The sequence below is a fragment of the Ruminococcus sp. AF31-8BH genome (genome assembly GCF_003460605.1).
Lineage (GTDB): Bacteria > Bacillota > Clostridia > Lachnospirales > Lachnospiraceae > Blautia_A > Blautia_A acetigignens.
Genome location: NZ_QTVN01000002.1, coordinates 204,572 through 217,521 on the forward strand (window position 1 = coordinate 204,572; position 12,950 = coordinate 217,521).

Genomic DNA, 12,950 nt, shown 5'->3' on the forward strand with positions numbered 1-12,950 from the left:
AATAGCGATGGGATGTGAACACGAGTGTATCAATGAACACCGCTTAAAAGAATTGGAAAGTGCCGTCCATGAGATGAAAGAAAAGCATTCCAAAAGGGATGGAGTTTTTTTTGAACGTATCAATGCTTTGGAACAGAAAATTGCTTTATACAACAATGACCTGGGACACATTAAGGATACAGTTGACGAAATGAACGACAATTTAAAATCACTCATGGAAAAGCCAGGAAAGTTACAGGACAAAATAATTGCTTATGTCATAACTGGCATAATTGGTATTGTTTTAGGCTTTGCCCTAAAAGGCATTTTCCCGGTGTAAATATTGATTCCACTAACAGGGAGGACAGTGGAATGGATGATTATAAAGACTTTTCAGAAGATGAAAGAATCTTCTATTTGCGTGAAGCTGGATTTGATTCCAGAGAAAAGGAGTTATTCCGATTGCGTGTCTATGAAGAAAAAACGCTTGCAGAAGCTTCAGAAATCATGGGGTACAGCACAAGAACCGTAGACCGCATAAACAGAAAATTAAAGAAGAAAATTATGAAAGTTGCCCCGATGTATTGTCGGGGCTTTTCTTTGTATTAATAGAAAATGGCGTATTTATGGCGTTATCATGGCGTGTTAATCAACCTCTTATTATTGTAAAATATAGTTATAAAAACAAGGGAGGTTTGAGATATGCAGTATGGTAATCCGTATTTTGCACAACCATTTCAACAAATACAACCGTATCAAGATAGATTAGCACAATTGCAGAATAGTTATCAGCAGGCAATGCCATACGGACAGGCACAAATTCAACAACCAATGCCACAAGCGCCACAAATCCCCATGTTGCAAGGACAGATGGTTGATGGCATTGATACTGTAAAGGCAAAAGATGTAGATATGTCCGGTAATCCTGTTTATTATCCAAAAACAGATGGAACAGAAATATATAGAAAACAATTACAGGCAGATGGAAGAAGTAGAATTTTTGTTTATCGACTTATAAATCCGGAAGAACAACAGCAACCAAAGGCAGAAGAAAAAACAATTGACATAGAAGCTATGTTTAATCAGCTTCGGAACGATGTTTGTTCTGAGATTTCCGAAATAAAGAGTATGTTTCCGACACAAATGTCGGGAACACCGGAACTCAAGCAGAATGGAGGTAAACAGAGATGAATTTTAGTCAAAACGCCATGATGAAAAAGCAATTTGAGAAAATGATTACTCAGAGGTTCGGAAGTGTTGATAACATGATAAACGATATGAGTAAATTTGCAGGGAATAATCCAACATTAAAAAATGCGTTGGATTTATACAAAAAAGGTGATACAGACCAGTTGCATCAAATACAGCAAAATGTATTTAATGAAAAACACTTATCACCAGATGGAATTATACAGAAATTCCTTGGATTATAACACTTCCCCATAATTGGGTGATTAAGAATCGCTACAATTTGGGACGACAGCCGCGGATGTCTCCTATTGTAAATAAAATTTAAGGAGACTAAAAACATGATGAATGGTTCAAATTACAGCCTTAGCGACATTGCAGCTGCTACAGGCTCTAATAACCGTGCCAATGATATGTGGGGCGGTGATGGCTTTTCACTTATCTGGCTCGTCCTAATCTTCGCAATCTTCGGCTGGGGAGGTTTTGGCGGATGGGGCGGCGGCTTTGGTGGTAACGGTGGAAACGGTGCGAACGGTGCCGGTTTCCAAGGATGGGCTACCCGTTCAGATATTAATGAGGAATTCGCCCTTAATGATATTCAGAACGGTATCAGAGGTATTCAGCAGGGTATCTGTGACAGCACATATTCTCTTAACAATACCATGCAGAGTGGCTTTAATGGTATGAATGTCGGAATGCTTCAAGGCTTCAACAGCGTTCAGCAGGCAATCAATGCTGATACTGTAGCCGGTATGCAGAATACCAACGCATTACAGTCTCAGTTAGCAAATTGTTGCTGCGAAACAAGAGAAGCAATCCAGGGCATCAATTATAACCTTGCCACTAACACTTGTGCTCTCCAGAACACAATGAACAACAACACAAGAGATCTTCTGGAAAACCAGAACAGCAACACAAGAGCAATCCTTGACTTCCTGACTAACGATAAGATTGCAACATTACAGGCAGAGAACTCTGATCTGAAACGTGCTGCATCCCAGGATCGCCAGTCTGCATTGCTTACAACAGAGATGTACGCACAGGCTCAGAGATTAATCAATGCAATCAACCCGGCTCCGATTCCTGCATTCCAGGTTCCAGCTCCATATGCATACGCAGGATGTAATACATATGGTAACGGTTGTTGCTAAGTAACTCGCCCTTAGAGGTTGACTAATTCTAAGAGGTGGGTTACGGCTCACCTCTTATTTTGATTGAGAGGTAGAAATATGAGTTGTAAAAATGTTTGTAAGCTCTGCAACCGTCTTGTAATAAGCCAAGCTGTTGCGTTTACAGGAGGTAATCTTGTAATCACACTCCCAGCAGGCAGTTACAACAATGGAGAGAAATATTGTATTGTTGTTGCACAAAGTATACCAGAAGCCACTACAATTACTGCTCCGGTAATGATTCAGATAGGAACAGGAACAACTTTGTATCCGCTAGAAAATCGTTGCTGTGCACAGATTACGGCTTGTGGAATAAGAACCAGAACGAAGTACGCAACCAGAGTAGCTACAAGTGCAACTGGCGGAGTATTCAAGATGTTAGGAAATCCGGCTTGTAGTCCGAGTAACAATTTGACGGCAATCAATGGTACAGCCCCAACAGCAGATACACCTGTTACGCAGGCTGTTAGAAAGGGGGCACTGTAATGCATAAAGTTGCAATGGAAATGGGAAAATGGGCTATGGAAAAAGCCAAGACACATGGCTTTGATAATCTCAGTGCTCAAGATTGGGACGATTTGAAAGACTGCATGGAAGCAGTAAAATGTGCAATTTGCGCTGATAAGGATTACAGAATCGTAGAAGCTATGGATGAATGCGAACAGGAAGAAAAGTATCTTGGACGCATGGGATATGACCGTTACCGCTATTCAAATGGGCGTTTCGCTCCAAAAGGTAGGGGAACCAGAAAAGGCTATAGACCGTATCTGTATATGCAGGATGATGACTGGATGGACGAGTATTTAAATAATCCAGAGTTTGAACGTAATATGTACCGCATGGGATATCATCCAGACCGTAGTGATATGGAAATGGATGACATGAATCGGAAGAAATCCAGATATGGCGAATCCTATGATAGATACGATGAGAATCGTAGGCATTATCATGATTCCAAAGACACGGAATCCAAAAGAAAAATGGATGATTCCATGAAGGAGTACACATCTGACATTATCCGTAATCTTACTGAGATGTGGTCTGATGCAGATGCAACGCTCAGACAGTCAATGAAAGCTGATCTGACACGTTTCGTACAGCAGATGAACTAGAGCAATAAATGAATTAAGTCCTTGTCGCAAATTAATGCGGCAGGGGCTTTTTTTCGTAGAAAGGATGGTGAGAAACCATGCTGAAACAATTCTATATGAATGGGGACTTATGGAGAGTGCACTTTGTTTCTCCAAATGATAATGTTTTGATTGACCGTACAGGGCAGAGGACACTTGCTGTATCTGATTACTCCACAATGACAATTTCTATTGCAAACAACCTACAAGGAGAACTTTTGAACCGTGTATTCATCCATGAGTTAGGACATTGTGTAATGTTCAGCTATGGTTTACTACCAGAGCTTCATCGTATGGTTAAGAAACGATACTGGGTGGATGCAGAGGAATGGTGTTGCAATATTCTAGCAGACTACGGACAGTTTGTTATTAGAACAACAAGAGATATTTTAGGAAACCAATTTACATACGTTTCCCCTGTTGGAATGGAAAGGATGACTGCATGAGAGGATTAGTCCGTCAAAAGCAAAAAGTATATTGGTCACGAATATCCGAGAAAACACAAGGATTAGACCGTATTAAAGTTTATGAGAAACCAGTTCTATACTCTTTTTCTGTATCATCTACAGCCGGAACACCAGAAGAAATTGCAGCCGGAATAGTGCCAGATTATGACAGATACATTACAAGCTTTAATCGAAATTTCCATCCACAGGAAGCAGATATATTTTGGATAGACAGAATCCCACAAATAAGCGAGGATGGAAACCTTATTTTGGATGAAAATGGAGAGCCCACAGTATTGCCAGACTACACACTAAAGAAGATTTTAGACACACAAAAAGGCAATATTGCCAGATACGGAATTTCTAAGAAGGGAAACGAAGATGGGTAAGACAATAAAGTGTACCTTATCACAGAAATCAATCCAAAAAGCTATTGATGAAATAAAAAATTATCAAAAATCTTTAAAGAGCAAAAATGAAATCTTCATAAAAAGATTATGTGAATTAGGGATTCCAGTTATTGACCAAAATATTTTGGCAGCACGAGGCGATTCTGATAAAAACCACAATACTTACATCAAAATTAACAGTTTTGGTAATTATGCAGAAGCCCACTTAATATGCGAAGGCAAAAGCATTTTGTTCATTGAATTCGGTGCAGGTATTCACTACAATGGTGCAGCCGGTTCTAGTCCGCATACAAAAGGAGAAGAATTTGGTTATACAATCGGTTCTTACGGACAAGGAAAAGGAAAAAACGATTCCTGGGTATATATTTCTGATTCCGGTGAATGGGTTCGCTCTTACGGTACAGAAGCCACAATGCCAATGTATAAGGCAAGCGTAGAAATCATTCAGAATATCCGCAAAATTGCTAAAGAGGTGTTTTCTTCTTAAATATGATACCAAAATATACTGAATGATACCAACCAATTATGTTATGATTACAGTGTTAAATTGTAGCAAGATATGCAATGCGTTCACTATGAAGGTGGGCGCATTTTTTATTGTGAGGTGACAGATATGCCGGACACAATAGAATCCCCTGTACTGGAAGTTTTTTCAAAATGGGGAGCGGCTGTTTCTAAGATTACTGGCGCAGACAATTATTCCATGGATGGGAGTGAAACAAATGCTTCTGACAAAAAAGCATATGCACAGCTTTATATGCTTGGTAATCCAATTACAAGAGGTGACCTTGAAGGGGATGAATGTGCAACAATGCCATCATTTCAAGTAAATTGCTTCACATCTGGTAGCAAAGCATTAACCAGAGTGTATGAATTGGACAAAATAAGTCACAAAGCTATGGTGAGCATGGGATTCCGTCGTACATATGGACCGGAGCCTATGTTTTTTGGTGACAGTGGAATCAAAAAGCTTGTAAGCCGATACAGCCGAATATATACAGGAACCTTATTAGATTAGGAGCAGAAATGCTTCTATTTTTTTACCCAAAAATATGAAAGGAGAACGCCAAATGAAAGCAGACAAATTACTTTGGCTGAAAGCAGCAGGAATTAGAGCTGTAAAAACAGTCGCACAAACAGCAATAGCAACCATCGGAACCGCAACTGTAATTGGCAGTGTTGACTGGAAAATGGTTTTATCCGCGTCTTTACTTTCCGGCTTTTTATCACTGCTTACATCTGTAGCAGGATTACCAGAACTGAAAACAGACAAAGAAGAGTAGGAAGGCGGTGATCCGCTATCTCCCGGCACAGGGTTACGTGCATAAAGCTTAAATTAAAGAAAGGAGCCTATTATAATGGCAGATTTAACAACACTTGGCGTAACTTTTCATTACGGTGTTGAAACCGTCAAAGGAACGAAGCCAACTGCATTCACCTGGTTAAAAAGATGTAGTTCTATTGGTGGAATTTCTCTTGATACAGAACAGATTGACGTATCCGCACTCGAAGACTTCATTACACAGTACGCATCTGGTAGACAGGATACTGGTGGTACTTGGGATGTAACCTTCAATCTTAACGCTGATGTTATCACAGCATTAAAGAAGCTTATGACTGATACGGCAACAGGAAAGACAAAAGGATTTAGAGTTTGGTTTGAAGTTGTATTTCCAGACCTCGAAGATGCATTCTTTGTTATCGCAGACCCTGGAAAAAATATTCCACTGTCTGACATTGGGCAGAATGAAGCAGCAACAATTCCGCTGTCCCTCATTATTCAAGAGTATAAAGGCCTTGATACAAAAGTTGTTTCCGAAGAGCTTGCACAGGCTTTAGACACCGCAAAAGCAGTAGCAGATTCCACAGGCGCAATGGCACTTAACTAATAAAATATATCGGGAGGATTATAAAATGGTAACTTTCAATGTACATGGAAAAGAATATAAGGTTGTATTTGGATACGGACTTCTTACAAAAACAGATGTGCTAGACAAGGTACAGGGGATTACAGATGGAAAAGAGAGAAGTCTTCAGAAGATGATTTCTCTTCTCCCGGAACTGCTTCTTGCCGGACTTCAAAAGAAGCACAAGGAAGAGTTTGGGTATGAAAGTGATTCTGAAAAAGAAGCTGCTCTTGATAAAGTCTGTGACCTTTTGGATGATTACGAAGATGAAGGAACTGAGGAAAATCCAAAAAGCGGATTTGATTTATACCAACTTCTCGACAAAGAATTGGAGAAAAATGGTTTTTTATCCGGTCTGCTGAATGCAGTAGCAGAAGCACAGTCAGTGGAGAAGAATGCAACGAAGCTTCCGCAGGATCACAAAAAGAAAAATTAACTTTTCGAGAAACTGTTTACCAAGAGATTCTTCCTTTATACCTCTCTATTGGTGTATCTAAAGAAGAATTTATGGATTCTACTCCAACAGAGTTAAAGCCTTATCTCGAAGCTGAAAAGATACGCCAAAAGAGGAAAGATGCCGAACTCTGGCAAGCGGGCATTTATGAAACATCAGCCACATTCACAGCTGTTGCAAATGCTTTAATGGGGAAAAAATCCAAAGCAGAGTATTTGAAGAAACCTTTACTGGAATCAGCAGAGGAAGAAAAGCGTAAACAGGAAGGCATACTTTCCGAAGAAGAAAAGAAAAAACAGAGAAACGCACTTTTGGCAAGCTTGCAACTCATGCAGGCGAACTTTGAGCTTAACCATGAAAAGGGCAGGCAGGATGAATAAGTCTTGTCTGCCCTTTATTTTTTTGTAAAAAGGAGGTGTTTTTATGGCTGATAATACCATAGATACCCTTGATATACAAATTAGCAGTAGTACAGAAAAAGCAGTACGTGCGCTGACTAATCTTTCAAATAAACTCACAGAAGTTAATTCCGCATTAAGCGGAGTTAATACAAACGGATTACGTAGTTGTGTAAGGGAACTTGGAAAGCTAAAAGAACTTGATATAGGGAAAATGACAAGCATTGCTGATGGAATTGGAAAATTCTCAAATTCCATAAAGACAATGGGTGGAGTAGATTATAAAGGTTCTGGTCTGAATGCAGTTATCAACTCAATCAACAGGCTTAGCCAGGTTGATGTTAGTGGATTTGATTCTGGAAAACTTGGAGAAATAATCCATAAATTAAGCAATTTGGCAGAGATTCCAGATGTATCTTCCGGTGTTAATCGTTTTGTTAATTCAATGGCTAGATTAGCCAATTCCGGTGAATATATTGCGAATGTATCAGCTGAATTACCTGCATTGGGAAGTAACTTGAAATTTATCACAGAAAGCTTTATTGGTGTTGATGGAATTTCAGATTCCGTAAATAGGTTTGTTCAGTCAATTGCACAATTGGCAAGCGCTGGGAATAAAATCGGGCAAACATCAAGCCAACTTGGAACACTAGCGAATGAAGTATTGTCGTTCTTCAATGTAATGAAAACTGCGCCAAGAATCAGCGAAAATACAATAAGAATGACAGAAGCTTTGGCACAGTTAGCTACTGCAAGTGGAAAAATAAATAAAGCCACAAATTCTCTTTCGAATTCATTTTCGAGATTATCAAATTCCACAAACGGACTTGGAAATGCTGGGAAAAAGTTATCATCCATGATTGGAGCTGCTAGTTCTGCTTTAACTGGATTTGGAAATAATGCAAACGTAACTTCAAAAAAAGTTGGTTCATTAACTTCACAACTTGCCGGATTATATGCGAAATTCTTCACGGTGACAAGAGGAATTAAAGCACTTTGGAATTCTGTAAATTCTGCATCAGATTATGTTGAAACACTTAATTATTTTAATTCTGCGTTCGATCAAGTTACTGATGGATTAGATATCAGCAAATGGCAGAATGCAGGAGTAAAATCCGCAGAGGAATATGTCGGTTCCTTTGAAAAGCGTGCAAAAGAGCTGACAAAAAAAATGACCGGATTTGAAGTATCAGATGCAGGTGATCTGACTAGAACAAAAGGCGTGAGCCTTGGACTTGATCCAAAACAAACGATGAACTATCAAGCTACTTATGCACAGATGGCGTCATCAATGGGGGCAACAGCAGATGCATCAACTAAGGTTTCACAAGCTTTAACAGAAATCGGAGCAGACCTTGCTTCTGTAAAAAATCTTGAATTCAACGATGTTTGGAATGATATGGCTTCTGGCATAACCGGAATGAGCAGGGCACTTGATAAATATGGTATTAATATCCGTGTAGCAAATTTACAACAGGAACTTTATAATCTTGGAATTGACGCTACTGTATCAAGTCTAAGCCAGTCAGATAAAGCTATATTAAGAACAATTACAATATTGAATAGTTCTAAATATGCATGGGCTGATTTGGCTTCAACAATTAATCAACCAGCCAACCAGGTTCGTATGTTGAAATCTAATTTCGAAGCACTTGGTAGAAGTATCGGAACATTGTTCCTCCCTATTGTTGCAAAAGTACTTCCATATATTAACGGTCTTGTTATGGCATTGGAAAGAGCTTTTTCTTGGCTCGCAAAACTACTTGGCATTAAGCTATCGGATTATGTATCTTCAACTGGAAAAGCTTCAGTCGATATGGGAGATATTGCAGACAGCACAGATAATGCTGCATCCGGGCTCGACAATGCAAACGACAATGCGAAGAAATTACAAAAAACTCTTTCTGTTCTTTCCTTCGATGAATTGAACCAGTTGAATGATAACAAGACATCAAGTTCAAGTGGAAGCTCGGGAAGCGGGGCTCTGGGAAGTGCCCATATACCAGAACTGGACGCTGCTTTCGATAAAGCACTTTCTGATTATCAAAAAGCATGGGATCAAGCATTTGCAAATGTTGAGAATAAAGCGCAAACTGTATCTGATAAGATTATCAAGGCATTTAAACAAATCAGAAAGAATGCAAAGCCAACCACTGCCGCAATAAAGAAGCTTTATAATGAAGGTCTAAGCAGACTAGGAAATTTTTCGATTAATGCTTTGAAAAATTTGTGGAAGAATTACCTACAGCCAATCGGTAAATGGTCATTATCAAACAACTCAGGACTTCCAAGATTCTTTAACATTACAAATGATTTGCTGACAAAAATCAACTGGTTAAAGCTCCAAACTTCTTTAGAAGGATTGTTTACTATGCTCCAAAAGCCAACACAATTTGTTTGGACGGGACTTATGGATTTTTACGAGCATTTTCTCGTTCCAGTCGGAACTTGGACGATGAACGGCGCAATTCCACAATTAGTTGATGCGTTGACCAGTTTCGGAAACAACATTCATTGGGAAGAACTTAATAAATCACTGAAAAATTTCTGGGATGCATTGGTTCCATTTGCAAAGAATGTAGGACAAGGCATTGTGGATTTTTATAAAGATTTACTTAATGTCGGAGAGAATTTCATCAATTCAACTGTTCCTGGAGGTCTAAATTCTATCGCAGAAGCAATAAAAAATATAAGTCCCGAAACAGCACAAGCTATAGGAAAGAGTCTCGGCCAAATTTCTTTGGCGATTCTAGGATTCAAAGGATTAACCTTTATTGGTGGAATCATTGGAAAAGACAGCCCATTAGGAAAAGGACTTTCTTTACTGGCAAAACATCCTTATGCGTCAATGGCACTTGGCATCGGTGGAATCGTACTTGCACTTGATAATTTCGGAGTTATTGATGTTGACTGGGAGTGGATTTGGAGCAGTATTGACCGTGTAAAAACCTCAATACAGAATTTTATTGATAAGGTTGATTGGAATGCTGTTGGAACTGCTCTTGGGAATCTCTGGGATGCGTTTCAGCCTTTCGCAGAGGGATTCGCAGATGCGCTAATCACTGGGCTTGAAGGAGTAATTAATATCGGAGCGGACTTAATCAACGGTATCGCAAATGCTATTAATTGGCTTTCCGAGAAGTTAAGCGGAGTTGATCCAGAATTTATAAAACAAGTCGGTGCTGCATTCGGAACATTGTTTGCGATAAAAATAGCCAAGGATATTGCTACCAAAATCTTTTCCTTTGCAAGTGGAATCGGTTCATTAGCTTCAAAACTTTTAAATTTCCCACTTGATACCGCATCTTCTCTTCCTGCTATCATCGGTGATATTGGTGGAGCAGCGGAAACGGCTGGAAATGGCGGGTTTACTACACTTGCAGAAAAGATAAAAAATCTCGGTGATGTCGCACAAACAGCTGGTGGACAATTCCAAGGATTTTGGGGATACGCAACTAATATGGGTGCGACTGCATTTGTCATGGAAGGACTTGGACAGGTAAAAAAAGCTATGGACTTTAAAGACTCCACAGCTGACGCATTTAACGATTTTGAAGTTGTTAGAAAAGCATTAAAAATCCTTGAAGACCAAACTGGAATTTCCGGGGATAAATTTATCGGTCTTGGCGGTGATTTAAAAAATGTGAAAGACAATGCATTTGATTTTGATGGACAGCTCCAAACCGTAGAAACATCACTTGAAAATCTTGGAATTTCTTCCGATACATTTAAGCAAGCATTAAAACAGGCAATGGAAGAATCCGATACTTCTACAAATTCTCATGTAAGTAATATTAATGAATATATCGGTACGATGGGGACAGAATTTGATAATGCGAAATCTGCATTAGAAAGACTTTCAAATCAAGCAGTAATCACTCCAACGCAGTTTGATGAATTAAGTGCTGTCCTTCAGCAACAAGAATCATCTGGTGCAACAGCCAGAGCCGCATTCCAAGCCTTGATGGATAAAATGGCAGAGATGGGAATTGACACAGGAAAAGTTATTAAAGCTTTTTCAGAAGATGTTCCAAAATCTTCATCAACAATGAGCAAATCAGTGGAAACAGCTACGAAATCCATTTCTTCAAACTCTAAGACTGGTTTTGGAATAGCCAGTGCAGCTGTAAGCACGGCAATGGCTGGAATGAAAAAAAGCACAGAAAGCACAATGCCTTCCATTTGGTCAAAGATAAAGAACACGAATGATGATGTTGAAACCAACTCCAAAACAAACTGGGAAAATTCCGCAAGTGCTGTATCGACAGCTCTCGGAACCATGGACACTGATACAAGAAATGTAATGGGTAAGGTTATGACCACCATTCAAAGTTATTGGTCTTCCGTTTTGATCAATACAAACCAGATTTGGGAAAAGGCTTCTGGCAAGGTTGATACAGAAACCGAAAACATGAAGACTTATACAGAATCTAACTTATCTGGTATTTCAGATTATATCACAAGTCTGTTCAAAAATGATTTAACATCAATGGGTCGGGAAACTGCACAATCTTTCGCCAATGGTATGAAACAAGTTCATCTACCAACATTAACATATCGAATCTCTGAATGGAGAAAGCATAACCTCGGAAACGGAAAAACCAGTTCTACACCAGTTTATAAGCCTAATTGGTACGCCAAAGGTGGTCTTTTCAACGGCGCACAGGTAATCGGTATCGGTGAAGCCGGTTCTGAAGCCGTCCTTCCGCTGGAAAATCCACGAACCATGAAGAAGATTGCAGACAGCATTGTTTCCAGTTCGGACGGAAGCATGGGACTTACAAAAGAAGAAATGGCAAAAGCAGTAGCCCAGGGAGTTGCAATGGCAATGAGTATGAACAGCGGAAACAAGAATCCGCAGTACATTATGAACAGCATTATTCTGGACGGAAGCGAGATTGCGAAAGCAGTAACAAAAGCCCAGAACGATACGGATAGCCGTTTCAAACCGTCCCCGGCATATTGATTTTTGACTGATTGTGTGGTATAATTTTTTCAATGAAGAAGTACACACGGTCTTGATTTTTTGAGCCGCTAAGAAGAAATTAATATTTCTCGATTTTGAGGAATTTTTATCTTACTTGGCGGCTCTTTTTTATTTTATCCATCAATATAAGGAGGAATGGAAGAATGGGAAATGAAGTTTTAGTAACAAGCGAACAGACACCTATTGAGATTGCACTTGGGATTGACGAAGAAGGCATGACTACTGCAAGAAAACTATATTCATTTTTAGAACTTGCACAGGGACAATTTTCAAGATGGGCGAAAACAAATATTATCGACAATTCATTTGCGGTAGAAAATGAAGACTATTGGGGGTTCGACATTGATGTCGAGGGTAATAAAACTGTTGATTATAAGATAACTGCCCATTTTGCCAAAAAACTTTCAATGCTATCAAAATCTGAAAGAGGAGAACAAGCAAGAAATTATTTTATTGGTTGCGAACAATCCTTAAAAATTGCTTTTAAAAAGCAGCGTGCAGCAGAACTTGAACGAGCCAAAGGAATAGCAGTAAGACAGGCGTTGACAAAAGCAATTCAACAATCTTCTGAAAATGAAAGAATGCACGGACATGCCTATTCTACATATACGGACGTTATTTACAAGTCCATATTTGGTAAAAACGCCAAGCAGCTGAGAGAAGATTTTGGAATCTCCAGAAAAGAAAATATGAGAGATTGTTTTTCGGAAGAAGATCTTGTGAAAATACAAAATGCTGAAATGCTTGTAAGTGCGTTGGTCGGATATGGCTGGGGGTATAACGAAATTAAAGAATTTATTCTGAATAAAGGAATTAATAAAATTGCGGCATAAATTTTGATCTTTTAGACAGCCCGCATTTAAAATGAGGTCTGGAAAGGTT

Annotated in this window: 17 protein-coding genes; all 17 read left to right on the forward strand. The window is 39.2% G+C overall.

The window, feature by feature from the left end:
- Window positions 1-7 precede the first annotated feature (7 nt).
- A complete protein-coding gene (locus tag DWZ38_RS03355) occupies window positions 8-319 on the forward strand; it encodes a hypothetical protein (protein WP_117849991.1) in 312 nt (103 codons plus the stop codon).
- A 32-nt stretch (window positions 320-351) separates the two neighbouring features.
- Window positions 352-588 (forward strand): sigma factor-like helix-turn-helix DNA-binding protein, encoded by a 237-nt coding sequence (locus DWZ38_RS03360; protein WP_117849993.1) that lies wholly within the window; start codon window positions 352-354, stop codon window positions 586-588.
- A gap of 93 nt (window positions 589-681) precedes the next feature.
- On the forward strand, window positions 682-1,170 hold the full coding sequence (locus DWZ38_RS03365; RefSeq protein ID WP_117849996.1) for a hypothetical protein: 489 nt from the start codon (window positions 682-684) through the stop codon (window positions 1,168-1,170).
- The gene (locus DWZ38_RS03370) at window positions 1,167-1,412 is read left to right on the forward strand and encodes a hypothetical protein (protein ID WP_117849998.1); all 246 of its coding nucleotides are present in this window, start codon (window positions 1,167-1,169) and stop codon (window positions 1,410-1,412) included. Before DWZ38_RS03365 ends, DWZ38_RS03370 begins: the two co-directional genes overlap by 4 nt.
- Before the next feature lie 96 nt (window positions 1,413-1,508).
- Entirely contained in the window at window positions 1,509-2,318 is an 810-nt protein-coding gene (locus DWZ38_RS03375) for a hypothetical protein (protein ID WP_243000135.1), read from the forward strand.
- A gap of 78 nt (window positions 2,319-2,396) precedes the next feature.
- Complete coding sequence (locus tag DWZ38_RS03380) at window positions 2,397-2,822, forward strand: hypothetical protein (protein WP_117850000.1); 426 nt, start codon at window positions 2,397-2,399, stop codon at window positions 2,820-2,822.
- Window positions 2,822-3,448, forward strand: coding sequence for a hypothetical protein (locus DWZ38_RS03385; RefSeq protein ID WP_117850003.1), 627 nt, complete (start codon window positions 2,822-2,824; stop codon window positions 3,446-3,448). The genes DWZ38_RS03380 and DWZ38_RS03385 overlap by 1 nt, the downstream gene beginning before the upstream one ends.
- A 77-nt stretch (window positions 3,449-3,525) precedes the next feature.
- Window positions 3,526-3,912 (forward strand): hypothetical protein, encoded by a 387-nt coding sequence (locus tag DWZ38_RS03390; RefSeq protein WP_117850005.1) that lies wholly within the window; start codon window positions 3,526-3,528, stop codon window positions 3,910-3,912.
- Window positions 3,909-4,301, forward strand: a complete 393-nt coding sequence (locus tag DWZ38_RS03395; RefSeq protein WP_117850008.1) for a hypothetical protein — start codon at window positions 3,909-3,911, stop codon at window positions 4,299-4,301. The genes DWZ38_RS03390 and DWZ38_RS03395 overlap by 4 nt, the downstream gene beginning before the upstream one ends.
- Window positions 4,294-4,809: a hypothetical protein gene (locus DWZ38_RS03400; RefSeq protein WP_117850010.1), complete on the forward strand. Its 516-nt coding sequence runs from the start codon at window positions 4,294-4,296 to the stop codon at window positions 4,807-4,809. Before DWZ38_RS03395 ends, DWZ38_RS03400 begins: the two co-directional genes overlap by 8 nt.
- A gap of 126 nt (window positions 4,810-4,935) precedes the next feature.
- Window positions 4,936-5,340: a hypothetical protein gene (locus DWZ38_RS03405; protein ID WP_117850012.1), complete on the forward strand. Its 405-nt coding sequence runs from the start codon at window positions 4,936-4,938 to the stop codon at window positions 5,338-5,340.
- A 52-nt stretch (window positions 5,341-5,392) separates the two neighbouring features.
- Complete coding sequence (locus DWZ38_RS03410; protein WP_117850015.1) at window positions 5,393-5,605, forward strand: holin; 213 nt, start codon at window positions 5,393-5,395, stop codon at window positions 5,603-5,605.
- 75 nt (window positions 5,606-5,680) lie between these two features.
- Window positions 5,681-6,211, forward strand: a complete 531-nt coding sequence (locus DWZ38_RS03415) for a hypothetical protein (protein ID WP_117850017.1) — start codon at window positions 5,681-5,683, stop codon at window positions 6,209-6,211.
- Between the two features lie 25 nt (window positions 6,212-6,236).
- The gene (locus DWZ38_RS03420; protein ID WP_117850020.1) at window positions 6,237-6,665 is read left to right on the forward strand and encodes a hypothetical protein; all 429 of its coding nucleotides are present in this window, start codon (window positions 6,237-6,239) and stop codon (window positions 6,663-6,665) included.
- Between the two features lie 71 nt (window positions 6,666-6,736).
- Window positions 6,737-7,063, forward strand: a complete 327-nt coding sequence (locus tag DWZ38_RS03425; protein ID WP_117850022.1) for a hypothetical protein — start codon at window positions 6,737-6,739, stop codon at window positions 7,061-7,063.
- Window positions 7,064-7,106: 43 nt separating this feature from the next.
- The gene (locus DWZ38_RS03430; protein WP_117850025.1) at window positions 7,107-12,047 is read left to right on the forward strand and encodes a hypothetical protein; all 4,941 of its coding nucleotides are present in this window, start codon (window positions 7,107-7,109) and stop codon (window positions 12,045-12,047) included.
- A gap of 164 nt (window positions 12,048-12,211) precedes the next feature.
- Window positions 12,212-12,901 (forward strand): antA/AntB antirepressor family protein, encoded by a 690-nt coding sequence (locus tag DWZ38_RS22450; RefSeq protein WP_207661312.1) that lies wholly within the window; start codon window positions 12,212-12,214, stop codon window positions 12,899-12,901.
- Window positions 12,902-12,950 lie beyond the last annotated feature (49 nt).